We start from the raw sequence: 26,367 nt of genomic DNA on the forward strand, positions 1-26,367 counted from the left end.
GCGCGGCGGCGCTGAGTGCGCGCCTCCTACACTCGGGAGGGTCGGGAGAACGGGGGGCCGCCGGTGCTGAGCGAGAACGCGATCGCGCTGTACCTGCACGCGTCCGTGCGCGGAGACTGGTCGCTCGAGAGCGCGTCGGACGAGCTCGGCGTCACCGTCGACGGCCTCCGCGAGGCGCGTGACGAGCTGCTCGGGCTCCGGCTGCTCGCTCCGCTGCACGCGGGCGCGGAGTCGCTCGCCACGGCCGCGCCGGACATCGCCCTGGCCGAGCTGATCGCCGACGACGAGCGGCGCCTCCTCGAGCTGCAGACCGGGATCACCCGCCGCCGCAGCGAGCTGATGGCCCTCGTCCCCGCCTACCGGAGCGCCCGCAGCGCCCTCGCCGCCGCGGAGCAGGTGGAGGTGATCGAGGACCCGGCGACCGTCCTCCGGCTGCTCCTCGACCTGCAGCGCGGAGCCTCGGAGGAGGTGCTGATCGCCGCTCCCGGCACCAGCAGCGTGGAGCGGCACGAGGCGAGCGACGCCGTCGACCGCGAGCTGCTCGGGCGCGGTATCGCGAGACGGACGCTGTACCACGACCGCCGCCGCGACAACGCGGCCCTCCGGCGCTCGGTCGCGGAGCTCGAGCCGCTGGGCGCGCGGTTCCGGACCCTCCCGGCGCTGCCCTTCCGGCTGGTGGTCTTCGACCGCTCCCTCGCGATCGTCGCCCGCTCCCGCGACGAGGACGACCGCGCCGCCCTGGTCGTCCGCTCCCCCGAGCTCGCGGCGACCCTGGCGCGCGTGTTCGACGCGGCGTGGGAGTTCGCAGCGCCCCTGCACGCGGCAGGTGCCGAGGAGGAGCCCTCCCTCTCCGCGGTGCAGCGGTCGATCCTGCAGGGCCTCGCCGCCGGGCTCACCGACGAGGCGCTCGCGGCACGGCTGGACCTCAGCGTGCGCACCTGCCGTCGGCACATCGCCGGTCTCTTCGAGCTGCTCGGCGCCGAGAGCCGCTTCCAGGCGGGCGTGCTCGCGGCCCGGCGGGGCTGGCTGCCGGTCCGACCGCGCTGAAGCCGGCCGTCGGCGAGCTCAGCGCCGCGGAGCTGCGGTGTCGGAACGGGGTGTCCGCTAGCGGACACGTCCTCTTCCGGCTCTTGTCCCGGCACTCTCCCAGGTCGAACATGGGGACCGTCGCCGACATCCCCGATGACGGGCGGCCTCCGCACCGCGACCCCGTACCCGACGGGACCGCGGCCCCGACGCCCGCGCCGTACCCGACGGACCGCGGCGCATCAGCGACCTGAGCCGAACGCGCGCACAGGCGCTCCTCCGGCGCGCCGTCCGGCACCCCCGACCGACGACGCTCCGGGCCCCCGCTTCCACCTACCCGAAGAGCTCACCCGTGAACCCCAGCACCCCCGCCCGCCCTGGTCCTCCCGCTCCACCCGAGATCCGCCCGCTCCTGACGCGCCAGCAACGCGTCGCCAGCCCCCGTGCCGTCACCAGCCGCGCCAAGCAGCAGTCGCCCTCGCTCATCATGATCGTGCTCCTCTCCGGCGCCGGCGCTCTGCTCTACGGCGCCTTCCTGCTCAACCCGCGCAACATCGGCGACCCCCTCCCGTTCGCCATCGTCATCATCTGCGAGCTGTACCTGATCGGCCAGGCCGCGCTCACGATGTGGACCGCCCTGTCGAGCACCTACGACCCGCGCGACTCCGCCTTCCACTCCGCTCGAGCGACGCTCTACGGGAGCCCGGTCGACGGCATCCCGATCGGCGAGGACCTCTACCTCGGCCGCCGCCGCATCACCGTCGACGTCTTCATCACGACCTACAGGGAGGACCCCGCGATCATCGAGGAGACGGCCCGTGCGGCCCGCGACATGCGCGGCACCCACGTGACGTGGCTCCTCGACGACGGGGACGACCCGCAGGTCGCCGCGATCGCCGAGCGCCTGGGCGTCCGCTACGTGGTGCGCGAGGACCGCGCGGGTGCCAAGGCCGGCAACGTGAACCACGCGCTCCGTCTGACCGACTCGGACTTCGCCGTGATGATCGACGCCGACTTCGTGACCGTGCCGGAGTTCCTGGAGGAGACTCTCCCCTTCTTCGCCCACGACGACGTCGCCTTCGTGCAGGCCCCGCAGGTCTACGGGAACGCGCACAACTTCATCTCGCGCGGCTCCGCCTACATGCAGATCGTCTTCTACGCCCTCACCCAGCCGGGCAAGAACAAGTACAACTCCGCCTTCTGCGTGGGCACCAACGCCGTCTTCCGCCGCAAGGCCCTCGACGACATCGGCGGGATGTACGAGGGCTCGCAGTCCGAGGACATCTGGACGTCGATCTTCGTGCACGAGCGCGGCTGGCGCTCGATCTTCGTGCCGATGACCCTCGCGGTCGGGCGCACGCCCGAGACGATCGAGGCCTTCGTCCGCCAGCAGGTCCGCTGGGCCGTCGGCGGGTTCGAGATCCTGCTCAAGCACAACCCGTTCTCGCCGAAGCGCCGGCTCACGACCGACCAGCGCGTGCAGTACTTCATGACCGTCACGTTCTACTTCACCGGGATCGTGCCGCTGGGCCTGATCGTGCTGCCCCCGCTGCAGATCTACCTGAACATCACGCCGGTCAGCCTGGAGGTGCCGCTCGTCGAGTGGATCCTCTTCTACTGCGGGTTCTACGTGCTGCAGATCGGGCTCGCGCTGTTCATCATCGGCTCGTTCCGGTGGGAGACGCTGCTGCTGTCGACCGTCACCTTCCCGATGTACACGAAGGCGTTCTTCCTCGCTCTCGCGGGCCGGAAGCCGGCCTGGACCTCGACGGGCGCGACCGGGCAGGCCGCCTCGCCCTTCAACTTCATCAAGGTGCAGATGGTCTTCCTGGTGTTCCTGGCCGCGACCTCCGTCGTCGGCTTCCTCAAGGCGGAGTGGACCGCGGAGTACTCGGTGGCGCTCGCCTGGAACGTCCTGAACACCCTCACGCTCGGAGCGTTCGCGGTGATCGCGGCGCGCGAGCACGTCCTCCTGAAGCGCGCCGCCCGGGCCGAGGTGGTCGCTCCGAGCGGCCCCGCCGCCGCGGGACGCCACGGACTCGCCGTGGGTGCGGCATGACCGCGCTGCGCTGGCTCGGCTTCCTCGCCTCGTGCGCCCTCGCGCTCGGCGTCGCCGCCGCCGGCCTGGTCTACGCGAACAACTCCTCGCTCACCGTGCGGGCGGCGAGCGCTCAGCTCGTCACCGACGAGTACTCGCTGGGGACGCCCTACGCGGGCACGATCCAGGACCTCACGATCTCCCGCGGCGACGCGGTGGAGAAGGGCGACGTGCTCTTCAGCCTGCAGAGCACCGTCCTCGAGTCCGACATGCAGACGAAGACGTTCACCAGCGCCGATGTCGGCTACCGGATCGAGGAGGGCGGCCTGATGGTCTTCACGGCGGCGCTGGACGGCGTGGTCACATCGGTCGACGCCGAGATCGGCTCCTTCGTCGAGGAGGACCAGATGATCGCGGTCGTCGCGATCTCGGACTCGATCCACCTCGAGAGCGAGTTCGTGCTCGGCGCCCGGGACTACTCGCGGGTCCCGATCGGCGGCACCGTCGCCGTGGCGATGCCGGACGGGACGACCGTCGACGCCGAGATCTACGACGTCGAGGTGGAGCGGTTCCACGAGGGGCGGGCGACGACCGTCATCCGCGCGCGCACCGACGAGATCACGACGCAGGACTACACCGTGGTCGGAGCTCCCGTCGCGGCGGAGGTGCGGCTCCGCGACGACGGCGACGGCTTCGGCGGCTGGCTGGTCGCCCAGCTCGGCAGGCTCTTCACGCCGGGCGGATTCGCGCGGTGAGGCGCGGGGCGGGGGCGGCCCTCGCTCTCGCTCTCGCCCTCGCGATCGCAGGCCTCACCGGATGCACGTCCGACGGCTCCGCGTCCGACTGGGCCGTGGCAGCGTCCGTGCACGCGCGGGAGCTGCCGCAGGTCCCCGGCCCCTACGCGGGGACGGCGCGGCTTGCCGAAGGGGTGCGGCCGCCGACGAACTCGTGGGTGTCCGGACCGGTGTTCGGGGAGGATCTCCCGCTCTACTCAGGGATCCTCACCGTCACGCCGCGCGCCGACGGCTTCACCGTGGGCCTCCCGATCGTGGAGGCGGCTCCGCGGACCGTCTACGCCCTCGCCCGGGACGATCTCACCGTGACGGTCCCCTCGAGCGCGGTGGCGCTCTCCGCGTTCGACGACCTCGTCGCGCACTGGAGCCTCGCGGGTGCCGGTGAGCTCCTCGCAGCCGAGGGCTGGCCCTACGCCTCCTACCGGACCGAGAGCGCCCAGACGGTGCTGATCGGAGGCGCCACCGCTCCCGAGCGCGCGGCCGGCGGCCTGCTCCTGGTCACCGCGGGCGGACAGCGGTACGGGCTGGTGGCGCCCGCCGCCGCCCTCGATACGTTCCCCCGGATGACGCTGGACGGCACGCTGCTCCTCTTCGCGGTGCCTCCGGGAGCGAGCAGGGCGCGGATCGACGAGCTTCGGCGTCGTGCAGTGCCCCTCGAGGGCGCGAGCGTCTCCCACGACGTCACGGCGAGCACCACCACCACGACCTACGCGCTGCGGACCGAGGGCGGCGCCGAGACGTTCTTCGGCCTCGGGGCCGAGGGGGCGATCGGCTACGACACGCTCTACGGCCGGGTGGGGCTCCGTGCGGGAACGTCGTTCTCCCGCGCCGCCCCCACTATCGTCGAGTCGGGGGCGCTCGATCTCGGCTCCCTCACGGCCGAGGAGAAGACGACGCTCCGGACGCAGGTGCCACTCGACGCCGCGGCCACCCGCTTCGCCGCGCCCGACACCTACGGAGCCGGCAAGGAGCTCTACCGCGCCGCTGCTCTGCACCGTCTCGCCGTCGACCTCGGCCTGGAGGAGGTGGCGGCCGACCTGCACGACCGGATCGCCGCCGAGCTCGACCAGTGGCTCGACCCGCGCGGCTGCGCACCGGGTGCCGTGAAGTGCGTCGTCTACGACCCCGTGCTCGGAGGCGTCGTCGGCTCCGCGCCGTCGTTCGGGTCCGACGCGTTCAACGACCACCACTTCCACTACGGCTACCTGCTCTCCGCCGTCGGGATGCTGGCCGCCGAGGACCCGTCCCTCCTCGAGCGGTACCGGACCGTCGCGGACCTGCTCGCCCTGGATCTCGCCTCTCCCGTCGACACCGCCGAGTTCCCGCGGCTGCGCGTGTTCGACGCGTACCGCGGCCACTCCTGGGCCTCGGGGCTCGCGCCGGCCCGGGACGGCAACGACCAGGAGTCGGTGTCCGAGGCGGTCAACGCCTGGAACGGCCTCGCCCTCTGGGCCGCCGCCTCCGGGAACGCGCCGCTGCTCGAGGAGGCGCGCTGGCTGCTCTCCCTCGAGACGCAGGCGGCCGCAGACCTCTGGCTGAGCCCGGAGACGCCGGTCGGCTTCGAAGCGCCGTTCCTCGCGATCAACTGGGGCGGCAAGCGCGACTACGCCACCTTCTTCGACGCGACACCCTCGGCGCTGCTGGGGATCGAGCTGATCCCGATGCCGCCGTCGACCGCGTTCCTCCCCGACCCCTCGCGGGTCGACGAGCTCGTGGCCGGAGCCCCAGGCGCGCCGCTCGCCGACTACGTGCTGATGCTGCAGGCGACCAGCGACCCGGCCGCGGCTCTCGCGCGGGCGGAGCGCCTGCCGGACTCCTCGATCGACAGCGCCGACTCGCGCAGCTACCTGGTGGCGTGGATCCTCACCCGCTGATCCCGCACAGCCCGCTCAGCCCGCGTGCGCTCCGAGGAACGCGAGCGCCCGCGGCCAGGCGTCGGTCGCCGCCTCGGCCTGGTAGGTCTGCTCGTTCGCGTCGTTGAAGAAGGCGTGGCCCGCTCCCGGGTAGACGACGACCTCGACGTCCTTGCCCTCGGTCGCCTCGCGGATGCGCGGCACCTGCTCGACGAGGGGAGCGTCCTGATCGCCCAGGAACGCCAGCACCGGCACCTGCAGCGCGCCGAGCTCCTCGGCGGACGCGGTGACGTGCCCGTAGAACGGCACGGCCGCCGCCAGCCGCGGCTCGGCCAGCGCGAGCGCCCACGAGAAGGTGCCGCCGTAGCAGAACCCGGTGACGGAGACGCTGGTCGCGCCCTCCTGGCGCAGGAGCCGCTCGACGAGGGCGCGGAGGATCGCGACGGTGCGCGTCGCGTGCTCCGGAGTGAAGACGGGGGCGAAGAAGGTGCGCAGCTCGACCTGGCGCGGCAGGCGCCGCACCGGGTGGTCGTAGTCGGCGCGCTGCTCCTCGTCGAGCTGCTCGAGCAGGCCGCTGTCGGCCAGGAGCTCGGGGGCGACGACGCTGTAGCCCTCGGCCGCGTAGCGGTCGGCGACCGAGCGGATGTGCCCGTCGACCCCCCAGACCTCGTGGATCAGGATCAGCGCGCGGCCGCCCTCACCGCTGCGGTACACCGGTACGTCGTGCTCGGCCAGGGTCCAGGTCTCATCGCTCGTGGGCATGCTCGCACCCTAGCCCCGGACCCCGGGAGCACGCGTCGTCAGAAGTCGTACTCGCAGTTGCGGAGGTTCGCCACGTCCTCGGTGAGCGTCGGCTCCCCGCCGAGCAGGAACGCGTAGTTCTTCGAGTTGGAGGCCAGGAAGCGCAGCGTCGAGTCGTGCACGCAGTCGCGCTCGGTCAGCAGCACGGACGAGCCCAGGGCCGCCGCCGTCGTCGCTCCCGAGAGGGCGTCGGCGAAGGAGGACCCCGCGGCGAGGAAGACGCTGTCCTGCAGCAGCGACTGGGGGTAGGCGCTGTTCAGCTCGACGCTGGTCTCGTAGCGGTCGCGGCCGGCGATCCTCGAGACCGAGGGGGCGAGGCCGCGACGCGCGAAGTCCGCCACGTACGCGTCCCGGATCGAGGGGTCGCCGCCGAGGAACTCCACGTGCTCCGGCGCCAGGGCGCGCACCGCGGTCGCGGTCGCGGAGTCGGCGCCCGAGGTCGCACCGTCGACCAGCAGCACGGGCTGCGCACGCCAGCCTGCGATCGGCGCGGCCGACAGTGCGTCAGGGAAGTTCGTGCCGGTCGCGACGAACATGTTCGAGTAGGGGCCGGTGCCGAAGGCGTCCGCGACGATCCGGCGGGAGGTGTCGTAGCGGTCCGTCCCGCCGATCCGCTCGGTGCCGCCGACGATCGAGCGGATCGCGGAGAGTACCCCGGGGCTCACGCTCAGCTCGCTGCCGACGACCACGACCCGCTCCGGGCGGAGGCGGCGGATCTCGTCGGAGACGACCCGAGGCAGGCGGTCGGGATCGGTGAGCAGGAGCGCGCCTCCGAGTGCGGCGGCGGCCGGGCCCGCGCTCAGCGCGTCCGGCCAGTTCGCCCCGCTCGCCACGTAGAGCACCGGGATGCCCGGGGAGAAGTAGCCCGTCGCCTCCACCGAGGTCGCGTAGCGGTCCGATCCGGCGAGGCGGCCGGTGTACTGCTGGTAGTCGCTGCTCAGCGAGAGGTCGATCCCGGTGGCCGATCCGCCGACCGGGACGCGCACGTCGCCCGCGTCGCCCGAGCGGAGGACGTGGTCCCAGTAGCTGTCGTCGATCACGTCGTCGCGGCTCGACGCCCGGACGAGGTAGTCGCCGGGGACGACCTGCTGGAACGAGTACGGGTTGTCGCCGCCCGTGATCAGGTCGAGCTCGCCGGTGCGGAAGTAGCCGTCGGTTCCCGGGTCGCGGTACCAGATGTCGACGCGCTGGTCGCCCGCGACGCCGCTCAGGCGTCCCTCGAGCGAGCCCAGCCGTGCGGTGCGCAGCTGCACGCCGGCCGCAGGGGCCTGGAGCGGCTCGGCGCTGCGGGCGACGGCGCTGCCGCCGGACCAGAGGTCGGCGTACAGGTCGGCGTCGTCCTTGATCAGCAGGTAGTAGGTCTGCCCGGCGGTGAGCCCGTCGATGCTGAAGGTGAGGTCGCCGGCGACGGAGTGGTTCCCGAGGAGCCCCGCCTCGCTCGACCAGACCTCGACGTTCAGGAGGGCGCCACGGGGGGTGGTGGTCGCGATCGAGCCGTCGGCCTCCTCGACCACGACACGGCCGCTGATCGACGCGGCAGCGCTCGCACGGGCGGCGCTCGGCGCCGCGTCCGGCACGGCGGGCAGGGGGGACTCGGCGCTGGGCTGCCAGAGCGGCTGCCCCTCGGGGAGCACGATCGAGCGGGGCGCGTCGGAGGCGGCGCCGAATGCGGCGACGGGGGCGGCCGACGGCGTGGCCGCCGATGCGGCGGAGGCGAGCGGGCTGGAGGTGATCGCCAGGGCGGCGACGAGGACCGCGGAGGCGGCGGACCTCAGAACGAGCGGGGACACGGCGGAGTGCCTGCTTCCAGGAGGAGGTCGCCCTGCGGCCGACCCGGCGGAGGGGATCGCGCTCATGCTAGCGGCGGCCCGCGCCCCGTCGTCCTCCCCGATCAGGGGTCAGGAGACAGGCGGCGCGACCAGGATGTCGTCCCACTCCAGAGCGCGCTCGAACCGGAAGCCGTGCCGCTCGTAGAGGCGGCGGGCGTCGCTGCGCTTCAGCACGTCGAGCCGGAAGGGCAGACCCGGCCGCGCCTCCTCCGCCATCACCCGGCGCAGGACGGCGCCGCCGACTCCGCGTCCCTGTGCGTGCGGCGCCAGGTAGAAGTGCTCGATCCAGACCGCGTCCGGCTCGACCCGCGCGGCGATGCTCCCGGCGAAGGCGCCGTCGAGCTCGATCACCCGGGTGAGCTCGGGCCGGTAGCCGTCGAGGAAGCGGTGCCGCACGCGGTGCTCGTCGTAGCGGTCGAGCGTCTCGAGCGACGGGCGCATGACGACCGCGCGCAGCTCGGCGATCGCCGCGGCGTCCTCCGCGGTGGCGGGGCGGAGCGACCAGTCAGCGTCGTCGGCCACGGTCAGCGGCCGCGGGGCTTGCGGGTGCGCCGCACCGTCGGCGCGGACGCCTTGGCGCGGGCCGGCTTCTTCTTGCCGCCGCCGGCCCTCTCCGCCTTCTCGCGCGCCTCCCGCGCCTTCGCCTTGGCGGCCTTCGCCCGCGACTCGACCTTCGGCGTCGCGGCGGTGCCGCGCGTGGTGTTCGCGCTGCGGCCGCGGACGACTCCGATGAAGTCCTCGACGTCGTCGCCCTTGTCGTCCGTCACCCAGGCGAGGCGGACGGAGGAGGGAGCGACGCCGGTCACCGGCACCGCGGTGACGTCCTTGCGGCTGTGCACGCGCGCCACCGACTGCGGCACGATCAGCACGCCCACGCCGGCCGCGACCTGCTCGACCGCGTCGTCGAGGCCGGCCATGCGCGGCAGCGGGCGCCGCGAGCCGTCCGCGAGCTCCTCGGCGACCGCGGCCCACTCCGGCACGTCCTCCGGGTCCTGGAGGAGGTGCTCGCCGGCCAGCTCGGCGACGTCGAGCTCCTCCGCGGCGGCCAGGACGTGCTCGCGGCCGACGACGGCGACGGGCTGCTCGTCGTAGAGGTGGATGGAGCTGAGGGCGGAGGAGGAGACGTCGCCGCGGACGAACGACAGCTGCGCGCGGCCGTCGAGCAGCGCCTGCTCCTGATCGCGCTCGGCGACGACGGTGATGCGCAGCGGGAGATCGGAGCGGCGCTGGCCCCAGACGCGGGTCCACTTGGTGGGGGTGACGCCGGGCACGAGGGCGACGGCGAGCACGGGGCCGGCGGGGACGGCGTCCTCGGCGTCGGAGTCGGCGGCGTCGGAGTCGGCGGCGTTGGAGTCGCTGTCCTCGGCGTCGAGATCGTCGGAGTCGAGGTCGTCGGAGTCGCCGTCCTCGGAGGCGCCGTCCGTGTCGTCCGACTCGGTTCCGGCTCCGGCGCCGTCCGCACCCGATCCGGCCGACGCGTCGTCCGCCGTCGCGTCCGCCCCGCCCTCCGGACGCCCCTCCGCCTCGGGAGCGGCCTGCGGGTCGACGGTCTCGGGCTGCTCGCTCATCCCCTCAGGGTAGGTGGTCCGCGCCGCGCCGGTAGGGTTGCCGCATGGCCAAGGCGACACAGACGATGAAGGCTGCGACCGCGGCGAAGAAGCTGCAGGTCTACCTGCCCGCGACCCCGGAGGAGTTCCAGGAGTCGGCGATCACGCGCGAGCAGTACGACGAGCTCGCCGCGAACCCGCCCGCCTGGCTCGTGCAGCTGCGCGAGGAGGGGCCGCACCCCCGCTCCGTCATCGCCTCCCGGCTGAACGTCTCCATCTCGGGGCTCGCCCGCGGCGGCGTCACCGAGGCGCTGACCACTCCCGAGATCCAGGCCCTGCTCGACGAGGTCCCCGAGTGGCTGCGCGTCGAGCAGAACCGCTACGCGGAGGTCCGCCGCGAGCAGGCCCGCATCAAGTCCGAGCGCGCCGCCAAGGCCGCCGACTGACCCCACCCCAGCCTGCAGGACCCCGATCCGGCGCGGGCGACGTGGCCTGCGGACCGGAACGGGATCCCGCCGAGGGGAGCCGCGCGGCTACTGGTTCGAGAACGCGGCGTCGAACGACGCGGTCGGGGTCCTCCAGAGCAGCGAGCGGATGAAGCCGACGGCCTCCTTCGCGCCGTGGAGGCGGTCCATCCCGGCGTCCTCCCACTCGATGGAGATCGGGCCGGAGTAGCCGATCGACTCCAGCGCCCGGAACGCGTCCTCCCACGGGACGTCGCCGTGCCCCGTCGAGACGAAGTCCCAGCCGCGGCGCGGGTCGCCCCAGGGCAGGTGCGAGCCGAGCACGCCGGCGCGGCCGTTCTTCGGGCGCAGGCGGGTGTCCTTGCAGTCGACGTGGTAGATCCGGTCCTTGAAGTCGACGATGAAGCCGACCGGGTCGATGTCCTGCCACATCATGTGCGACGGATCCCAGTTGAAGCCGAAGGCCGGGCGGTGCCCGATCGCCTCGAGGGTGCGCACGCTCGACCAGTAGTCGTAGGCGATCTCGGACGGGTGCACCTCGTGCGCGTAGACCACGCCGTTCGCGTCGAACTCGTCGAGGATCGGGTTCCAGCGCGTCGCGAAGTCCTCGTACCCCTCGTCGATGACGGAGGCCGGCACCGGCGGGAACTGCGCCACGTAGGGCCAGATCTTCGAGCCGGTGAAGCCGACGACCACGTTCACACCGAGCTTGCGGGCGACCCGCGCCGAGCGCTTCATGTCCTCGGCGGCGCGCTGCCGCACCCCCTCCGCGTCGCCGTCGCCCCAGGTGTAGTCGCGCACGAGTGCCTTGTGGCGGAAGTCGATCGGGTCGTCGCAGACGGCCTGGCCGGTGAGGTGGTTCGAGATGGCGAAGACCTCGAGGCCGTAGCGGTCGAGGATCTCCAGACGCGAGGCGGCGTAGGCGTCGTCCTCGTCCGCGCGCTTGAGGTCGAGATGGTCGCCCGAGGCCGCGATCTCGAGTCCGTCGTAGCCCCACTCGGCGGCGAGTCGGGCGACCTCCTCGAAGGGCAGATCGGCCCACTGGCCGGTGAACAGCGTCACGGGGTGGGTGGCGGGGTAGGTCTTCTCGTCGCTCATGCGGCGATCTCCGTCCGGTCGTCGGCGGCGGGCACGGTCACCCAGGCGCCTGTCTCGGCCGCGTCGAGCACGGCCTCGGTGATGCGCGCCGCGCGGAGGCCGTCGGCGAAGGTCGGCAGACCCTCCACGTCGGCGCCCGCCACGGCGGCGTAGGTGTCGCGGGCGAACGCCGTGAAGGCGTCCTGGTAGCCCATCGGATGGCCGCTCGGCACGATCGAGAGCCGGGCCGCATCGGGCGCGAGGATCGAGGCGTCGCGCGGCACCAGCAGGGCGCTGTCGCGCCGGCCGACCCACAGCGTCTCGGGGAGCTCCTGCTCGAAGCGCAGCGACTCCTCCAGCCCGGACACCTCGAGCACCAGCTCGTTGCGGTGGCCCGCGGTGACCTGCGAGACGAGGAGCGTGCCGACGGCGCCGCCCTCGAGCCGGACGATCAGGCCGGCCACGTCCTCGGTGCTCACCGGGCGGCCGCCGCGCTCGGCGTGGACGGTGCTCGTGATCGCGGCGAGCGAGTTGATCCGGTCGCCGGTGACGAACTCCAGCAGGTCGACCAGGTGCGAGCCGATGTCGCCGAAGGCGCGCGAGCGGCCGCCGGCGGCCGGGTCGACGCGCCAGTTGTCGTCGGAGGCGCCCAGCAGCCAGTCCTGGAGGTAGCTCCCGCGGACCGTGACCAGACGGCCGGTCTCGCCGGAGGCGACGCGGGCACGGGCCTCGCGCACCATCGGGTGGAAGCGGTAGGCGAACGGGACGGTCGCCACCACGCCGGCGGAGGACGCGGCCGCAGCGAGCGACTCCGCCTCCCGAAGCGTCGCGGCGAGCGGCTTCTCGCAGACCACGTGCTTGCCCGCCTCGATCGCCGCGAGCGCGAGTGCGGCGTGCGTGGCGTTCGGGGTGCAGACGTGCACGAGGTCGATGCTCTCGTCCTCGATCAGGGCCCGGGCGTCCGGGTAGGCGCGCTCGACGCCGAGCTCGGCCGCCGCCCGCTCGCCCTTCTCCGGGGTGGAGGAGGCGACTCCGGCGAGCACCGCTCCGGCGCTGCGGGCCGCGCGGCTGTGCACGGCCGCCATGAAGCCGCCGCCGAGCACGCCGACGCGCAGGGGCGCGGGCATCAGGAGAGGGTCGCTTCGGTCGGGTCCCAGCTCTCGGGCAGTGCGGGGCGGGGCGTCACGGAGCTGGTGACGAGGACCTTCTCGCCGGTCTCGGCGGCCTCGAGGAGCGAGAGCATCACGTCGGTGACGTGGTACGCGAGGTCTCCGGAGGCGGCCTCGGGGCGGTCGGCCCGGATCGCACGGGCGAGCTCGAGCACGCCGGTGCCGCGGGAGGCGGTCGAGCCGGTCGCCGCGATGACCTCCGGCTCGGCGGACCCGCGGCGGTGCAGGGTGATCTCTCCGTCGTGCTGGTTCGGGTCGGGGAGGACGAGGGTGCCCTCGGAGCCGTTGATCTCGACGAAGCCGGTGCGCGGCAGGCTCGACTCGAAGCTCCACACGCCCTGGGCCGAGGCCCCGGACTCGAAGCGGAGCAGCCCGCCGATGTGCGTCGGGATGGTCACCGGGAACTCGGTGCCCTCCTTCGGGCCGGAGCCCACGACGCGGGTGGCGCGGGCCTGGGACGAGACGGCGGTGACGCTCTCGACGGGGCCGAGGTTCTGCACGAGCGTGGTGATGTAGTACGGGCCCATGTCCAGCAGCGGTCCGCCGCCCTCGGCGAAGAAGAACTCCGGGTTCGGGTGCCACGACTCGGGGCCGGGGCCCTGGAAGAGGGTGAGGGCGGAGAGCGGCGTGCCGATGGCTCCGCTCTCGATCACGCGCTGCGCCGTCTGGAGGCCCGCGCCCAGGAAGGTGTCGGGAGCGGTCGCGACGCGCAGCCCCTTCTCCTTGGCCAGCGCGAGCAGCTCGATCCCGCTGTCGCGGTCGAGCGAGAAGGGCTTCTCGGTCCACACGTGCTTGCCCGCCTCGACCGCGCGGCGCGCGACCTCGACGTGCGCGGCCGGGATCGTGAGGTTCACGACGATCTCGATGCCCTCGTGCGCGAGGAGCTCCTCGACGGTGCCGGAGGCGGGGACGCCGAAGGCCTCGGCCTGGGTCCTCGCCCGCTCGAGGTCGATGTCGGCGACGAAGAGCACCTCGAGGTCGGGGAAGACGGTGAGGTTGGTCAGGTACTGGGTGCTGATGTTGCCGGCGCCGATGACGCCGACGCCCACGCGGCCGGTGCCGCTCATGCGCCGAGCCCCGAGACGTAGCGGTGGGCCGACTCCAGGCCCTCGAAGATGTCGCCGGCGTAGGCGTCGAACTCCAGCACGGGCAGGGCTTGCGGAGCGGCGGCGAGGATCGCCGGGACGTCCATCGCGCCCTCGCCCGCGGGCAGCTGCTCCTGGGTGTCGGCCGAGATCGGGCCGTCCTTCACGTGCAGGAAGCGCACCTGGTCGCCGAGGCGTCCGAGCACCTCGACCGGGTCGTCGCCGCCGACGGCCGCCCAGTAGGTGTCGAGCTCGAGGACCATGCGCGGGTCGAGGAGGCCCGCGAGGTGCTCGAAGGCGCTGCGGCCGTCGACGCGGTTCTCGAACTCGAAGGCGTGGTTGTGGTAGCCGAGCACCAGGCCGCGGGCGGCGGCGGAGTCGACCAGCGCGTTCAGCTCGTCGGCGATGCGGGCGACGTCGTCCGCGGTGGTCCAGCGGGTCGGGTCGACGAAGGGGTCGATCACGGTCTCGACGCCGAGCGAGGCGGCCGTGTCGAGGATCTCGTCGACGGTGGCGTCGCCCTGCGGGCCGAGGAGGCGCGCGTGGGCGCTGGGAGCGCGCAGTCCGCTGGCCGGGAGCGCCGCGCGGTAGGCGTCGGCCAGGTCGACGAACCCGAAGAGCTCGACCGTGGTGAAGCCGATCGCCGCGAGGCGGTCGAGGGTGGCGGGCAGATCGGCCGCGAGCGGCTCGCGCACCGAGTACAGCTGGACAGAGAGGTCTGGGGGTGTGGCCACCGGTGGGGCTCCTGATCGCATCGGAAGGTGTGCCTCGAACCCTACGCGGACTTTTGCTCACGGACAAGCAAAACTAGCCCTGCGCGCCCGCCAAGTCGGGCACCCGCCGCACAGAAGCACGGGCGCTGTGGTTGACTCTGGCCATGTCCCCGCGCCGCCGCATCACCGTCAGCGCGGTCGGCGAGCTCCTGCTCCTGCTGGCCGACGGGGCGCCCCGGACGCGGGCCGACGTGGTCGCCGAGACGGGCCTGCCGCGCGCGGCCGTCTCCGCCCAGCTCGACGTCCTCACCGCCTCCGGCCTGGTCGCCCGACAGGACGACGCCCCCTCCTCCGGCGGCCGTCCCGCCGCCCGCGTGGCCTTCGACCCCCGGGCGCGCAGCCTCCTCGCCGTCGACCTGGGCGCCGCGCACGCCGTCGTCGCCCTGACCGACCTCGACGGCACGGTCCTCGCCCGCCGCCGCGAGAGCATCGCCATCGCCGACGGCCCCCTCGCCGTCCTCGGCCACGCCCTCGACGTCGCCGCGACCCTGCTCGGCCGGACTCCGGCGGCCGGCCCGCTCGCGGGAGTCGGCGTCGGCGTCCCCGGACCCGTCGAGCACGCGACGGGCCGCCCGGTGAAGCCGCCGATCATGCCCGGCTGGGACCGCTTCGACATCCCGGAGTTCGTCGGCCGCCGCCTCCCCGTGCCCGTCCTCGTCGACAACGACGTGAACCTGCTGGCGCTCGGCGAGCACGCCGACCACTACGCCGACGTCGACGACCTCCTCTACGTGAAGGTCTCCACCGGCATCGGAGCCGGGATCGTCAGCGGCGGCGCCCTGCAGCGCGGAGCCCTCGGAGCCGCGGGCGACCTGGGCCACGTGCAGGTCCCCGGCGACCGCGGCGAGGCCGACCTCGAGGCGATCGCGAGCGGCTCGGCGATCGCCCGCCGGCTGACCGAGTCCGGGATCGACGCCGCCAGCACCTCCGACGTCGTCACCCTGCTGACCGGCGGGGACCCCACCACCGTCGAGCTCACGCGCGCCGCCGGCCGCGACATCGGCGAGGTGCTCGCCACCTGCGTGAACCTCTTGAACCCGTCCGTCATCGTCGTCGGCGGCAGCATCGCCCAGGCCAGCCACGAGGTCCTCGCCGGGGTCCGCGAGGTCGTCTACCGCCGCTCCCTCCCCCTGGCGACCCGCGCGCTCGACATCGTGCAGGCCGCGGCCCAGGGCGGAGGCGTCCGCGGTGCCGCCCTGATGGTCCGGCGCCACCTCCTCTCCCCCGCGCACGTCGACGCCTTCCTCGACGCCTGAGCCGCCGCCTCGGGCCGTCCCGCCCCGGTGAGAGGCCGCGGGTCGGCGTGCCGATTCGACCGGGCGCCGCAGGGGGCAGAGAATGAATCGGTGCCCGACCTGCAGCTCTCCTTCCCCTGGGAGACGCAGCCCGTCTTCACGGACGCCGAGCCCCCGCACCTCCGGAGGGTCGTCGCCGACTCCTCGGACCGCGTCGCCTGGCTCCGCGCCCGCTCGCGCGGCATCACGGCGACCGATGTCGCCCGCCTCTCCTCCCCCGCCGCGATCGGCAGGGCCGCACTCGACAAGCTCTACGGCACCGGCTTCGGCGGCAACGCCTTCACCGACCACGGCCGCGCCCGCGAGCCCGAGATCGCCGCCTGGGTGCGGAGCGAGCACGCGATCGAGCCCAGCAGCACCCTCTTCCACGCGAGCCAGGAGCGGCGCCACCTCGCCACGCCCGACGGCATCGGCCTCCGCGAGGACGGCCGGCTCGAGCTCTGCGAGATCAAGACCACGACCAAGCCGTGGCGGAGCATCCCGCGCCACTACCTGCGGCAGGTCTTCTGGCAGCAGTACGTCCTCGGCGCCGAGCGCACGCTCGTCGTCTGGGAGCAGCACCGCGACTTCGTGCCGATCGAGGGCGAGCCGAACTCCCGCTGGGTCGACCGCGACGAGGACGAGATCCACATCCTCGTCCGCCTGGCGGGGATGCTGATGGCCGAGCTGCACGAGCGGACGCGCGCCCGGTGACGGTCCTCCTCCTGCACGGCCTGGGCGGCGACCGCTCCCAGCCGCTGGGGCTGCTGCGCTCCGCCCTCCCCGCCGGCAGCGAGGTCATCGCTCCGGACGTCCGCGCCCACGGCGCCTCCGAGCTGCTCGGCGCGCCCGGCGACTTCGCCCTCGAGGCGCTCGCCGACGAGGTGACGGAGGAGGTCGTGCGCGCCGGAGCCGCGCACAAGCCGCTCACGGTGCTCGGCATCTCGATGGGCGCGGCGATCGCCCTGCGCCTCGCCGTCCGACGCGTGCTGCCGATCGACCGCGCCGTCTTCGTGCGCCCCGCCTTCACCGCCGAGCCGCTGCCCGAGAACCTCACCGTGTTCCCCGTCATCGCGCAGCTGCTGCACGACCACGGAGCGAAGCGCGGCGAGCGGATGTTCCGCGCCTCGAGCCTGTTCGCGCGCGCCGCCGAGGTGTCCCCCGCGTCGGCGGAGGCGCTGACGCTGCAGTTCCGCTCCCCGCGCGCGGCCGAGCGCGCCGTCCGGCTCGCCCAGATCCCGCGGAACGCCGCCTACCGCGACTCCGGAGAGCTGGGCGAGGTCATCGCGCGCACCCTGGTGATCGCGGCCGAGCGCGACCCCGTGCACCCGGTCGAGGTCGCGGAGGCGTGGGCTAGGGCTCTTCCGGATGCGGACTGCGAGCGGGTGCCGTCGCGGGACGAGGGCTTCGCCGCTCAGCAGGACCGGATCCGCGGGCACGTCCGCGGCTGGCTCGCTCAGCGCTGAGGTCCTCGAGCGCGAGCACCAGGCCGACGAACGCGAGCCAGAGCACTGCGATCGCCGTCGCCACGAACTCGAGCGTCCCGCCGAGCCGCAGCCACACGCGCAGGAGCGACAGGATCCCGCCCGTCCCGGCGACGACCGCCACCGAGATCCCGGCGGCGAGCGAGAGCCGCGCGACCGCCGGGCGCCCCCGCACGGTCGCCAGCTGGAGCATCGCGGCGCAGGCGGCCCCGAAGCCGAGCACGGCGGCCGAGGTGTGGATGAGGTCCTGCCAGCGGAAGGCCGGCCCGACCGGCAGCGGGCAGCCCGCCGTGCAGGTCACCTGCGAGGCGAGCGCGAAGCAGGCGGCCGCCAGGAGGATCGCGCCCGCCGGGCGGAGGGCGGGCAGCAGGCGGGCGCGCACCGGCCAGGCGCCCGCGGCGATCAGCGCGCCGCCGGCCGCCACGAGCAGAAGGGCGGCCTCGAAGGCGCCCGCCGTCGGCAGGTCCGGCGCGCCCATCTCGCTGACGTAGACCCAGCGGCTGGTGCCGATGCTGATCCGGGCGGCCAGGAGGACCACGAGCCCGGCCAGGACAAGGAGGGCACCGCCGACCAGCAGGGTACGTCGGCGTCGCATCCCCTCATCGTGCCAGACCGGGCGCCCGCGGCTCCGCGCGCCAATCTTCTCCCGAGGGTGACACCCCCGTAACAGCGCCGACTCATTGCCTCGATTGACTGGTCGCGGCGTCGGATGCGGGGATCGGGGGCGACGTCCTCGGCACGCTCCACCCGCACGCCTCAGCGACAGGAAAGGCGACGATGCACACCAGCGCGCTCGGGCACGGCCTCGCGATCGGCGAGATCCCGGAGGAGGTCGTCCTCCCCGACACGATGACGGCGGCGGTGATCGACGCGCCGGGCGACGCCTCCGCCCTGCACCTGGCGACCGTGCCGACCCCCTCCGCCATCAACGCCGAGTTCACCGTGAAGGTGGTCGCGGCCGGCGTGAACCCGCTCGACGCGAAGACGCGCGCGGGCCAGGGGGTCGCCTCGCAGATCGCCTCCTACCCGGCGGTCCTCGGCCACGACTTCTCGGGCGTCGTCGTCTCGAGCCCCTACCCGGCGCATCCGCTGCGGCCGGGCGACGAGGTCTACGGCTTCGTCATGGTGCCGCGCTACTCGGGCTCCTACGCGGAGTACGTCAGCGTGCCGAGCGTCTCCATCGCGCGGAAGCCGTCGACGCTCTCGCACGTGGAGGCGGCCGGCGTCCCGCTCGCGGCGCTCACCGCCTGGGGCATGGTCGTCGAGCTCGCCAAGGCGCACGAGGGCCAGCGGATCCTCATCCACGCCGGGTCGGGCGGAGTCGGCCACTTCGCGGTGCAGTTCGCCGCCTACTTCGGCGCCTCGGTTATCGCGACCGGCTCGACCCGCAACCTGCAGTGGCTGCACGAGCTCGGCGCCGCGCAGGTGATCGACCACACGGCCGAGCGCTTCGACGAGCTGCTGTCCGGCGTCGACGTGGTCATCGATCTGGTCGGCAACGTCCACGACGACACGGGCTCGCGCTCGCTGAGGGTCCTCCGCCCCGGGGGCCTGATCGTGAACGCGCCCACCGGGAGCTGGCCCGGGTTCTTCGAGGAGGCGGCCGCTGCGGGCGTGCGCGCCTCCACCTACCGCGTCGCTCCCGACGGGGCGACCCTCGGCGTGGTCTCGCGCCTTCTCGAGTCGGGCGACGTCCGCGTCTTCATCGACGGCATCTTCCCCCTCGCCCGCGCCTGCGAGGCGCACGAGCAGCTCGAGACGGGCCACACCCGCGGCAAGATCGTCCTCACCGTCTCCGAGGGCTGACCTCGGCGAGATGCCGCTCCGGTACGCCACGCGGAGCGTGTCGCGTACCCGGGCGGCGTCTCGCGGGGAGGGTCAGGAGAGAGAGCGCTCGAGGACGAAGTCGTCCTCCCAGCGGTCGCCGACGAGGAAGCGCTTGCGGCCGACGACCGCGAAGCCGTGCTTGGAGTAGAAGCGCTGAGCGCGCGCGTTCTCCTCGTTGACGCCGAGCCAGACGCCCGCGGCACCGTGAGCCCGCGCCTCCTCGAGGGTCGCGGCCATCAGCGCGGCCGCCGCTCCGGAGCCGTGCCGGCCGGGCAGGAGGTAGAACTTGCTGAGCTCGACGGTCGGACGCAGCCGGATCGCCGCGACGACGTCGGCGTCGGCGGGCTCCCCGCGCACGAGCATCGCGTAGCCGGTCAGCGCGCCGGAGTCGTCGTCGACCAGGAGCGAGCGGAGCGGATCGGCGAGGTGGTCGCGGAAGCGCTCGACCGAGAGCACGGTGCGCACGAACTCGGCCTTCGCCTCCGCGGTGGTGTGCGGCGGGCAGGCCAGCGGGAAGGTCGCGGCGGCCAGCTCGGCCAGGGCCTCGGCATCGGCGGCCGACGCGCGGCGGACGGTCACGGGAGGCGCGGCGGAGTGGAGCGGCGGATCACCGGTCCAGTATGCCGGGACGACGAAGGAGGGGGCCCGCCGAAGCGGACCCCCTCCTCACGTCAGTGCGTGCTCGGCTCAGGCCAGGACGTTGACGTCCAGCGGGATGCCGGGGCCGAAGGTCGTCGAGACGGCGGCCTTCTGGATGTAGCGGCCCTTCGAGGAGGACGGCTTGAGGCGGAGGATCTCGTCGAGCGCGGTCTTGAAGTTCTCCTGGAGCTGCTCCTCGGTGAACGCGGCCTTGCCCACGACGAGGTGCACGTTGGCGTGCTTGTCGACGCGGAACTCGATCTTTCCGCCCTTGATCTCGGTCACGGCCTTCGCCACGTCCGGGGTCACGGTGCCGGTCTTCGGGTTGGGCATGAGGCCGCGGGGGCCGAGCACCTTTCCGAGACGGCCGACCTGGCCCATGAGCTCCGGGGTCGAGACGGCGGAGTCGAACGAGGTGTACCCGCCCGCGACCTTCTCGATGAGCTCGGCGCCTCCGACCTCGTCGGCACCGGCGGCCAGCGCGGCCTCGGCGGCCGGACCGGTCGCGAACACGATGACGCGGGCGGTCTTGCCCGTGCCGTGGGGCAGGATGACCGTGCCGCGGACCATCTGGTCGGCCTTGCGGGGGTCGACACCGAGCTTGAGGGCGACCTCGACGGTGCTGTTGAACTTGGCGGAACCGGTCTCGCGGGCGAGCGCGACGGCCTCGTCGGCCGTGTAGAACTTGCCCTCTTCGAGCTTGGCCGCGGCGGCCCGGTAGGCCTTCGACTTCTGTGCCATGTTGTTTCTCCTTGAAACGAGAATGTGGTTCTAGAGCCTGGCGGGCTCTCCCACGGGGGTGATGGAGTTCTAGTGGTGCCGCGATCGCGGCCGTGACTGCTGCTCGCGGGAGGCGGAGAGGTCGTGCGGAGGCGTTTCCGGACCGGGCGTGCGACCCCGCTGAGGGGCCGCCGTCGGGTTCTCGAGGCTTCCGCGGTGGGTCCGCACCGGTGGGCGCGTCGCTCCCGCCGTCGAGCAGTGCGTCGCGCTACTCGACCGTGATGCCCATCGAGCGGGCGGTGCCGGCGATGATCTTCGCGGCGGCGTCGATGTCGTTGGCGTTCAGGTCGACCTGCTTCGCCTCGGCGATCTCGCGGACCTGCGCCTGGGTGAGCTTCGCGACCTTCACGGTGTGCGGGGTCGAAGAGCCCTTGGCGACGCCGGCGGCCTTCTTGATGAGCTCCGCCGCGGGCGGGGTCTTCAGCACGAAGGTGAACGAGCGGTCCTCGTAGACGGTGATCTCGACGGGGATGACGTTGCCGCGCTGCGACTCGGTCTGCGCGTTGTACGCCTTGCAGAACTCCATGATGTTGACGCCGTGCTGACCGAGCGCCGGACCGATCGGAGGCGCGGGGTTGGCCGCGCCGGCCTTGATCTGGAGCTTGATCAGGCCGGTGACCTTCTTCTTGGGGGCCATTCTGATTCCTTTTCTCAGGGTTCGAGCGGTCGGGGGCTCCCGGCCGCTCTCCCGCGCATCCGACGGTGCCGGATCGCGGTGGAGGAGGGTCGTCCGACGCGCACAGAGGCGGGCGCCGACACGAAAACCCGTACGAGCTTACACGAGCGGGGCCACCCCCGACAGGGCGGAGGAGGGGCCGACGCCCGGGTGCGCGTGGGGCGGCGTTGGAGGGGGCGCCGCCCGGAACGGCGAACGCCCCCTCCGACCTGCGGAGGAGGCGTTCATGCGGCGCGGAGGCGACGCGTCAGAGCTTGGTGACCTGGTCGAACGACAGCTCGACCGGGGTCTCGCGCTCGAAGAGCGAGACGAGCACGGTGAGCTTGCCGCTCTCGGGCTTGATCTCGCTGATCGAGCCGGGAAGACCCGCGAACGAGCCCTCCTTGATGGTGATGGTCTCGCCGATCTCGAAGTCGACCTCGGCGGGCAGCACGCGCTGGGCCTGCTTCTGGCCCTTGGCACCGGAGGTCTTCGAGGGGGCGACGTCCTTGATCTCGACGAGGCTCTTCAGCATCGTGAAGGCCTCCTCGAAGCGCAGCGGGGTCGGGTTGTGGGCGTTGCCCACGAAGCCGGTGACGCCCGGCGTGTGGCGGACGACCGACCACGAGTCCTCGTTGAGGTCCATGCGCACCAGCACGTAGCCGGGGATGCGCACGCGGGTGACCATCTTGCGCTGGCCGTTCTTGATCTCGACCACGTCCTCCATCGGGACCTGGACCTCGAAGATGTAGTCCTCGGCCTCGAGCGAGACCTTGCGGTTCTCGATGTTCGACTTCACGCGCTTCTCGAAGCCGGCGTAGGAGTGGATGACGTACCACTTGCCCGGCTTGCCGCGCAGCTCGGTGCGGAAGGCCTCGTACGGGTCGATGTCGGCGAGGTCCTCACCGGCGGCCTCGGCGTCCTCGGCGGCGACCTCGGCCTCGTCCTCGACGGCCTCGAGGGCCGCTTCGGCCTCCTCGACGGTGTCGATGTGCGCGGCCTCGTCGACCGCGGAGTCGGCCTCGGGGTCGTCGACGGAGCCGATGGCGTCCAGCGCTGCCTCGAGGTCGGAGGCGAGGTCGTCCTCGGACTCGTTCTCGTCGATGATGCTCAGCGCACCCTGCTCGGCGGGCTCGACGGCGTCCTCAGCCTGCGACTGGACGTCGCCCTCCTGCTCCTCCTCGACCTCCGACGACTGCTCGGCAGCCGTCGCCCAGTCGACGTCGTCGCGGTTTCTGTCAGACACTCGTCACAACTCTCTCTCGATCGATCGGTCGCGCCCCTCGGGGCGCGTCCCGCTGTCGCCGGCACCCTCCGCTCGCGCGGCCCGGATGCTCTCGGGTCAGGCGGCGGGTGTGCCGAACACGTACGTCACGGCCAGGGCGAACACCCAGTCGAGGAAGGACACCAGCGCCATCATGATGACGACGAAGATCAGCACGACCACGACGTAGTTGCCCAGCTCCTTGCGGGTGGGCGTCACGACCTTCTTCAGCTCGGCGATGACCTGCCGGATGAAGAGGGCGATGCGCGCGAACGGGTTGCGCCGCGCGGCTCGCTGCTGATTGGCGATCGCGACGACGTCCTCGCTCGGCTCGTCGACTGCTTTCCCGGCCACCTGCACGCACCTTTCCCGCACCGGAACCTCCGGTGTGGCCGACCGCCCGTCATGGGCGGCCCTGGACCGATGACCGCAGCGTCGCGGGGACCGCGTGCGACGGGCATCGATGTGCAGGGCGGACAGGGCTCGAACCTGCAACCTGCGGTTTTGGAGACCGCTGCTCTACCAATTGAGCCACCGCCCTATGGATGCCGTTGCGAGCATCCGAGGAGGAGACCGACCCGCCGCCCCACCGCCACGACCCTCGCGGGCGCTGTGGATGAGGGCAGAGATCGACTACCTCGGACGAGTGTACGTGGACCCGCTGGGCGTGTCCAGCCGAGCGGCGGGGGGCCTCGGAGCCCCGTGCGCGCGCAGGATACGCTGGCCGTCGTGTCCTCCACCACGCGCATCTCCGCCCGCATCGCCGCCATCGCCGAGTCCGCCACTCTGAAGGTCGACGCCAAGGCGAAGGCCCTCCAGGCCCAGGGCCGCCCGGTCGTGTCCTACGCCGCCGGCGAGCCCGACTTCCTCACTCCCGAGCACATCGTCGAGGCCGCCTCGGCCGCCGTGCTCGACCCGGGGAACTACCGCTACACCCCCGCGGCGGGCCTCCCCGACCTCCGCGCGGCCATCGCGGAGAAGACGGCGCGCGACTCCGGATGGGCCGTCGACCCCTCGCAGGTCGTGGTCACCAACGGCGGCAAGCAGGCCGTCTACCAGGCCTTCCAGACCCTCCTCGACGACGGCGACGAGGTGCTGGTGCCGACCCCGTACTGGACCACCTACCCCGAGGCGATCAAGCTCGCCGGCGGCGTGCAGGTGGACGTGTTCGCGGGCGCCGACCAGGGCTACCTGGTCACGGTCGAGCAGCTGGAGGCCGCGCGCACCGAGCGCACCAAGGTGCTCCTGTTCGTCTCCCCCTCCAACCCCACCGGCGCCGTCTACTCGGCCGAGCAGACCCGCGAGATCGGCGAGTGGGCCGAGGAGCACGGCCTCTGGATCATCGCCGACGAGATCTACCAGAACCTCGTCTACTCCACCGGCGACCAGGACGACGCGAGCCCGCTCGAGCACGCGACCTCGATCGTCGAGGCGGTGCCGGCCCTGCGCGACCGGACGATCCTCGTCAACGGCGTCGCGAAGACCTACGCGATGACCGGCTGGCGCGTCGGATGGATGGTCGGCCCGGCCGACGCGATCAAGGGCGCCTCGAACCTCCAGTCGCACCTCTCGAGCAACGTCTCGAACATCTCGCAGCGCGCCGCGATCGCCGCCCTCACCGGCCCGCAGGAGCCGGCCGAGGAGATGCGCCTGGCCTTCGACCGCCGCCGCCGCACCATCGTCGCCGAGCTGAACGCGATCGACGGGATCGAGTGCCCCACCCCCGGCGGCGCGTTCTACGTCTACCCCGACGTGAACGGGCTGCTGAACCGCGAGTGGAACGGCACCACCCCGACGACCTCCCTCGAGCTCGCCGACCTCATCCTCGAGCAGGCCGAGGTCGCCACCGTCCCCGGCGAGGCCTTCGGTCCGAGCGGCTACCTCCGCCTGTCCTACGCCCTCGGCGACGACGCGCTCCTCGAGGGCGTGCGCCGCTTGCAGCGGCTCTTCGGCACCGTTTAGCCCTCCTCCGCCTGCGCCGTCGATCGGCAGCGGCGGCTCGACGACAGGGGTGCGTCGCAGAGAGCGGGGTGCGCAGCGCGGACGACGATCCGTGACACGCGGATCGCCGATCGCCGCTCGACCGTGCCGCACGGTGACGGCGGGTACTGCGACGGGCCTGTCCGACAGGTGAGGGGTGCGTGGCATCTCGGGGCGGGGAGGGCAAGAGGGAGGCGGAAATCGGGAATCACTGTCGCCGGAGGGGTGCGACAGGGCACGCTGTGACGATGAGCGAAGACCACGCCGTCCGAGTCCGCGACCTGCGGAAGGACTACGGGGGCGCTCCGGCGGTCGCGGGAGTCTCCTTCGACATCCACCGGGGCGAGACCTTCGCGCTCCTCGGCCCGAACGGCGCCGGGAAGTCGACGACCATCGAGATCCTCGAGGGCTACCGCGACCGCTCCGGCGGCGAGGTGTCGGTGCTCGGGGTCGACCCGCGCCACGGCGACCTGGCGTGGAAGGCGCGTCTGGGGATCGTCCTGCAGTCCAGCGGCGAGTCCGGCAACGCGACGGTGCGCGAGCAGATCGCGCACTTCGCCAGCCTCTATCCGCGACCGCGCGACGTCGACGAGACCATCGAGGCCGTCGGGCTGACGTCCAAGGCCCGCTCGCGCATCGGGCGCCTCTCCGGCGGCCAGCGCCGCCGCGTCGACGTCGCCCTCGGCATCATCGGCCGTCCCGAGCTGGTGTTCCTCGACGAGCCCACCACGGGATTCGACCCCGAGGCCCGCCACTCCTTCTGGGACCTGATCGCTCTGCTCAAGAGCGAGGGCACGACCATCCTGCTCACCACCCACTACCTCGACGAGGCCGCCCGCCTCGGCGACCGCGCCGCCGTGATCTCCGGCGGGCGGCTCCTGGCCATCGGCCCGATGAGCGCGATCGGAGGGGACGAGGCGCGCGTCCCGATCGTGCAGTGGCGCGAGGACGGCGTGCTGCACCGGCTGCGCACCACCGAGCCCGCCCGGACCGTCGCCGAGCTGCACGCCCGGATCGGGGAGCCGACGGCGCTCGAGGTCGTCCGCCCCAGCCTCGAGGACATCTACCTCGACCTCATCCGCGAGGACCGCGACGCGGTCGACCTGATCGGAGAGCCCGCGTGACCGCCGTCGCCACCCGCCCCCGCACCCTCTCCACCGGCCCGGGACGCACCGTCCGCCTCGGACTCGCCCGCGCCCGCTACGAGATCCGCTCGTACTTCCGCGCTCCGGACCAGGTGTTCTTCACCTTCCTCTTCCCGGTGCTGCTCCTGACGATCTTCTCGGTCGCGTTCGGCGACACCGCGGTGATGCAGGCGAACCCGCAGGACCCGGGCATCCCGATGGCCGAGTACTACGTGCCGGGCCTCGCCGCGGCCGGGATCCTGCTCTCGGGCGTCCAGAACCTGGGCGTCGACATCGCGGTCGAGCGCGGCGACGGCACGCTCAAGCGCCTCGCGGGGGCACCGCTGCCGGTCTTCAGCTACTTCATCGGCAAGTTCGGCCAGGTGCTCGTGACGAGCCTCGCGCAGACGGCCCTGCTGCTCCTCGTCGCGGCGACGGTGTTCTCGGTCGAGCTGCCCACCGACAGCGGGCGCTGGGCGACCTTCGCCTGGGTCTACCTGGCAGGAGTCGCGACGTCGGCCATCCTCGGCATCGCCGTCTCCGCGCTGCCCCGCTCGGGCAAGAGCGCGACCGCCGTGATCGTGCCGCCGCTGCTCGTGCTGCAGTTCATCTCGGGGTCGTACCTGTCGTTCACGACGCTGCCGGACTGGCTGCAGAACACGGCGAGCGTCTTCCCGCTCAAGTGGATCGCGCAGGGCATGCGCGCCGTGTTCCTGCCGAGCGGGTTCGAGGAGGCGGAGGTGAACGGGTCGTGGGACCTCGGCGGCGTCGCGCTGGTGCTCGGTATCTGGCTCGTCGTGGGGCTCGTCGCCTGCCGCTTCGGCTTCCGCTGGATCCGCCGCGACAGCTGAGCCGGAGGAGGCCGCGGCCGGAGGGCGCGCGTC

At 72.9% G+C, this 26,367-nt stretch carries 26 protein-coding genes and 1 tRNA gene; 12 read left to right on the forward strand and 15 right to left on the reverse strand.

What is annotated here, in order from left to right:
* Positions 1-63 precede the first annotated feature (63 nt).
* The 4 genes from C5B95_RS17775 to C5B95_RS02170 all read left to right on the forward strand — a co-directional run bounded on the left by C5B95_RS17775 (position 64) and on the right by C5B95_RS02170 (position 5,732).
* Entirely contained in the window at positions 64-1,047 is a 984-nt protein-coding gene (locus C5B95_RS17775; protein WP_104348382.1) for a LuxR C-terminal-related transcriptional regulator, read from the forward strand.
* Between the two features lie 331 nt (positions 1,048-1,378).
* On the forward strand, positions 1,379-3,085 hold the full coding sequence (locus C5B95_RS02160; protein WP_104247767.1) for a glycosyltransferase family 2 protein: 1,707 nt from the start codon (positions 1,379-1,381) through the stop codon (positions 3,083-3,085).
* The gene (locus C5B95_RS17310) at positions 3,082-3,819 is read left to right on the forward strand and encodes a biotin/lipoyl-binding protein (protein ID WP_104247768.1); all 738 of its coding nucleotides are present in this window, start codon (positions 3,082-3,084) and stop codon (positions 3,817-3,819) included. Before C5B95_RS02160 ends, C5B95_RS17310 begins: the two co-directional genes overlap by 4 nt.
* On the forward strand, positions 3,816-5,732 hold the full coding sequence (locus tag C5B95_RS02170; RefSeq protein WP_104348383.1) for a glycosyl hydrolase: 1,917 nt from the start codon (positions 3,816-3,818) through the stop codon (positions 5,730-5,732). Before C5B95_RS17310 ends, C5B95_RS02170 begins: the two co-directional genes overlap by 4 nt.
* 15 nt (positions 5,733-5,747) lie before the next feature.
* On the opposite strand, the gene C5B95_RS02175 is transcribed toward C5B95_RS02170, so the two are convergent.
* The 4 genes from C5B95_RS02175 to C5B95_RS02190 all read right to left on the reverse strand — a co-directional run bounded on the left by C5B95_RS02175 (position 5,748) and on the right by C5B95_RS02190 (position 9,909).
* Positions 5,748-6,473 carry a dienelactone hydrolase family protein gene (locus C5B95_RS02175; protein WP_104223644.1) on the reverse strand — a complete coding sequence of 242 codons (726 nt, stop codon included), beginning with the start codon at positions 6,471-6,473 and terminating at the stop codon, positions 5,748-5,750.
* Positions 6,474-6,511: 38 nt separating this feature from the next.
* A complete protein-coding gene (locus tag C5B95_RS02180) occupies positions 6,512-8,302 on the reverse strand; it encodes a cell wall-binding repeat-containing protein (RefSeq protein ID WP_104348384.1) in 1,791 nt (596 codons plus the stop codon).
* A 108-nt stretch (positions 8,303-8,410) separates the two neighbouring features.
* Complete coding sequence (locus C5B95_RS02185) at positions 8,411-8,863, reverse strand: GNAT family N-acetyltransferase (protein ID WP_258059499.1); 453 nt, start codon at positions 8,861-8,863, stop codon at positions 8,411-8,413.
* A 2-nt stretch (positions 8,864-8,865) separates the two neighbouring features.
* Positions 8,866-9,909, reverse strand: coding sequence for a LysR substrate-binding domain-containing protein (locus C5B95_RS02190; protein WP_104348385.1), 1,044 nt, complete (start codon positions 9,907-9,909; stop codon positions 8,866-8,868).
* 44 nt (positions 9,910-9,953) lie between these two features.
* Between C5B95_RS02190 and C5B95_RS02195 the strand changes: the two genes are divergently transcribed.
* Complete coding sequence (locus C5B95_RS02195; protein ID WP_104223641.1) at positions 9,954-10,334, forward strand: DUF5997 family protein; 381 nt, start codon at positions 9,954-9,956, stop codon at positions 10,332-10,334.
* An 87-nt stretch (positions 10,335-10,421) separates the two neighbouring features.
* Here C5B95_RS02195 and C5B95_RS02200 read toward each other — a convergent pair whose 3' ends face one another.
* From C5B95_RS02200 to C5B95_RS02215, 4 genes are read right to left on the reverse strand one after another with little or no spacing between them, the layout of a single operon-like run.
* A complete protein-coding gene (locus C5B95_RS02200; RefSeq protein ID WP_181067971.1) occupies positions 10,422-11,450 on the reverse strand; it encodes a sugar phosphate isomerase/epimerase in 1,029 nt (342 codons plus the stop codon).
* Entirely contained in the window at positions 11,447-12,556 is a 1,110-nt protein-coding gene (locus C5B95_RS02205; protein WP_104348386.1) for a Gfo/Idh/MocA family protein, read from the reverse strand. The genes C5B95_RS02200 and C5B95_RS02205 overlap by 4 nt, the downstream gene beginning before the upstream one ends.
* On the reverse strand, positions 12,556-13,665 hold the full coding sequence (locus C5B95_RS02210; RefSeq protein ID WP_104234231.1) for a Gfo/Idh/MocA family protein: 1,110 nt from the start codon (positions 13,663-13,665) through the stop codon (positions 12,556-12,558). Before C5B95_RS02210 ends, C5B95_RS02205 begins: the two co-directional genes overlap by 1 nt.
* A complete protein-coding gene (locus C5B95_RS02215; protein ID WP_258059739.1) occupies positions 13,662-14,417 on the reverse strand; it encodes a sugar phosphate isomerase/epimerase in 756 nt (251 codons plus the stop codon). The genes C5B95_RS02210 and C5B95_RS02215 overlap by 4 nt, the downstream gene beginning before the upstream one ends.
* 143 nt (positions 14,418-14,560) lie before the next feature.
* Here C5B95_RS02215 and C5B95_RS02220 point away from each other — a divergent pair, with 143 nt between their 5' ends.
* From C5B95_RS02220 to C5B95_RS02225, 3 genes are all read left to right on the forward strand, one after another.
* Positions 14,561-15,712, forward strand: coding sequence for an ROK family transcriptional regulator (locus tag C5B95_RS02220; protein WP_104348387.1), 1,152 nt, complete (start codon positions 14,561-14,563; stop codon positions 15,710-15,712).
* Between the two features lie 99 nt (positions 15,713-15,811).
* The gene (locus C5B95_RS17035; protein ID WP_104238303.1) at positions 15,812-16,444 is read left to right on the forward strand and encodes a YqaJ viral recombinase family protein; all 633 of its coding nucleotides are present in this window, start codon (positions 15,812-15,814) and stop codon (positions 16,442-16,444) included.
* Positions 16,441-17,196, forward strand: coding sequence for an alpha/beta fold hydrolase (locus C5B95_RS02225; RefSeq protein ID WP_181067972.1), 756 nt, complete (start codon positions 16,441-16,443; stop codon positions 17,194-17,196). Before C5B95_RS17035 ends, C5B95_RS02225 begins: the two co-directional genes overlap by 4 nt.
* Here the strand turns inward: C5B95_RS02225 and C5B95_RS02230 are convergent.
* On the reverse strand, positions 17,084-17,809 hold the full coding sequence (locus tag C5B95_RS02230; RefSeq protein ID WP_104223635.1) for a DUF998 domain-containing protein: 726 nt from the start codon (positions 17,807-17,809) through the stop codon (positions 17,084-17,086). The two genes, C5B95_RS02225 and C5B95_RS02230, sit on opposite strands and share 113 nt — an antisense overlap.
* 182 nt (positions 17,810-17,991) lie before the next feature.
* On the opposite strand from C5B95_RS02230, the gene C5B95_RS02235 reads away from it, so the two are divergent.
* Positions 17,992-19,020, forward strand: a complete 1,029-nt coding sequence (locus tag C5B95_RS02235; protein ID WP_374952914.1) for an NADP-dependent oxidoreductase — start codon at positions 17,992-17,994, stop codon at positions 19,018-19,020.
* A gap of 72 nt (positions 19,021-19,092) precedes the next feature.
* Here C5B95_RS02235 and C5B95_RS02240 read toward each other — a convergent pair whose 3' ends face one another.
* From C5B95_RS02240 to C5B95_RS02265, 6 genes are all read right to left on the reverse strand, one after another.
* A complete protein-coding gene (locus tag C5B95_RS02240) occupies positions 19,093-19,620 on the reverse strand; it encodes a GNAT family N-acetyltransferase (protein ID WP_104292415.1) in 528 nt (175 codons plus the stop codon).
* A 108-nt stretch (positions 19,621-19,728) separates the two neighbouring features.
* Positions 19,729-20,421, reverse strand: coding sequence for a 50S ribosomal protein L1 (rplA, locus tag C5B95_RS02245; RefSeq protein ID WP_104223633.1), 693 nt, complete (start codon positions 20,419-20,421; stop codon positions 19,729-19,731).
* Between the two features lie 247 nt (positions 20,422-20,668).
* Positions 20,669-21,097 carry a 50S ribosomal protein L11 gene (rplK, locus tag C5B95_RS02250; RefSeq protein WP_104223632.1) on the reverse strand — a complete coding sequence of 143 codons (429 nt, stop codon included), beginning with the start codon at positions 21,095-21,097 and terminating at the stop codon, positions 20,669-20,671.
* 286 nt (positions 21,098-21,383) lie between these two features.
* Positions 21,384-22,361 carry a transcription termination/antitermination protein NusG gene (gene nusG, locus C5B95_RS02255; protein ID WP_104234235.1) on the reverse strand — a complete coding sequence of 326 codons (978 nt, stop codon included), beginning with the start codon at positions 22,359-22,361 and terminating at the stop codon, positions 21,384-21,386.
* 96 nt (positions 22,362-22,457) lie between these two features.
* Positions 22,458-22,733: a preprotein translocase subunit SecE gene (gene secE, locus C5B95_RS02260; protein WP_068208793.1), complete on the reverse strand. Its 276-nt coding sequence runs from the start codon at positions 22,731-22,733 to the stop codon at positions 22,458-22,460.
* Between the two features lie 114 nt (positions 22,734-22,847).
* Positions 22,848-22,920: transfer RNA gene (locus C5B95_RS02265), tRNA-Trp, on the reverse strand.
* A gap of 179 nt (positions 22,921-23,099) precedes the next feature.
* Between C5B95_RS02265 and C5B95_RS02270 the strand changes: the two genes are divergently transcribed.
* The 3 genes from C5B95_RS02270 to C5B95_RS02280 all read left to right on the forward strand — a co-directional run bounded on the left by C5B95_RS02270 (position 23,100) and on the right by C5B95_RS02280 (position 26,334).
* Positions 23,100-24,341: a pyridoxal phosphate-dependent aminotransferase gene (locus C5B95_RS02270; protein ID WP_374953262.1), complete on the forward strand. Its 1,242-nt coding sequence runs from the start codon at positions 23,100-23,102 to the stop codon at positions 24,339-24,341.
* Positions 24,342-24,607: 266 nt separating this feature from the next.
* On the forward strand, positions 24,608-25,483 hold the full coding sequence (locus tag C5B95_RS02275) for an ABC transporter ATP-binding protein (RefSeq protein ID WP_104223630.1): 876 nt from the start codon (positions 24,608-24,610) through the stop codon (positions 25,481-25,483).
* Positions 25,480-26,334, forward strand: coding sequence for an ABC transporter permease (locus tag C5B95_RS02280; RefSeq protein ID WP_104223629.1), 855 nt, complete (start codon positions 25,480-25,482; stop codon positions 26,332-26,334). Before C5B95_RS02275 ends, C5B95_RS02280 begins: the two co-directional genes overlap by 4 nt.
* Positions 26,335-26,367 lie beyond the last annotated feature (33 nt).

The organism is Rathayibacter sp. AY1A7, from assembly GCF_002930845.1.
Lineage (GTDB): Bacteria > Actinomycetota > Actinomycetes > Actinomycetales > Microbacteriaceae > Rathayibacter.

What these genes read in the sequence shown, in the direction of transcription:
- C5B95_RS17310 (WP_104247768.1), top strand. Translation starts at nt 3,082, where the DNA reads ATGACCGCGCTGCGCTGGCTCGGCTTCCTCGCCTCGTGCGCCCTCGCG.
- C5B95_RS02175 (WP_104223644.1), bottom strand. Translation starts at nt 6,473, where the DNA reads ATGCCCACGAGCGATGAGACCTGGACCCTGGCCGAGCACGACGTACCG.
- C5B95_RS02190 (WP_104348385.1), bottom strand. Translation starts at nt 9,909, where the DNA reads ATGAGCGAGCAGCCCGAGACCGTCGACCCGCAGGCCGCTCCCGAGGCG.
- C5B95_RS02195 (WP_104223641.1), top strand. Translation starts at nt 9,954, where the DNA reads ATGGCCAAGGCGACACAGACGATGAAGGCTGCGACCGCGGCGAAGAAG.
- C5B95_RS02200 (WP_181067971.1), bottom strand. Translation starts at nt 11,450, where the DNA reads ATGAGCGACGAGAAGACCTACCCCGCCACCCACCCCGTGACGCTGTTC.
- C5B95_RS02205 (WP_104348386.1), bottom strand. Translation starts at nt 12,556, where the DNA reads ATGCCCGCGCCCCTGCGCGTCGGCGTGCTCGGCGGCGGCTTCATGGCG.
- C5B95_RS02210 (WP_104234231.1), bottom strand. Translation starts at nt 13,665, where the DNA reads ATGAGCGGCACCGGCCGCGTGGGCGTCGGCGTCATCGGCGCCGGCAAC.
- C5B95_RS02220 (WP_104348387.1), top strand. Translation starts at nt 14,561, where the DNA reads ATGTCCCCGCGCCGCCGCATCACCGTCAGCGCGGTCGGCGAGCTCCTG.
- C5B95_RS02230 (WP_104223635.1), bottom strand. Translation starts at nt 17,809, where the DNA reads ATGCGACGCCGACGTACCCTGCTGGTCGGCGGTGCCCTCCTTGTCCTG.
- C5B95_RS02235 (WP_374952914.1), top strand. Translation starts at nt 17,992, where the DNA reads ATGCACACCAGCGCGCTCGGGCACGGCCTCGCGATCGGCGAGATCCCG.
- rplA (WP_104223633.1), bottom strand. Translation starts at nt 20,421, where the DNA reads ATGGCACAGAAGTCGAAGGCCTACCGGGCCGCCGCGGCCAAGCTCGAA.
- rplK (WP_104223632.1), bottom strand. Translation starts at nt 21,097, where the DNA reads ATGGCCCCCAAGAAGAAGGTCACCGGCCTGATCAAGCTCCAGATCAAG.
- C5B95_RS02275 (WP_104223630.1), top strand. Translation starts at nt 24,608, where the DNA reads ATGAGCGAAGACCACGCCGTCCGAGTCCGCGACCTGCGGAAGGACTAC.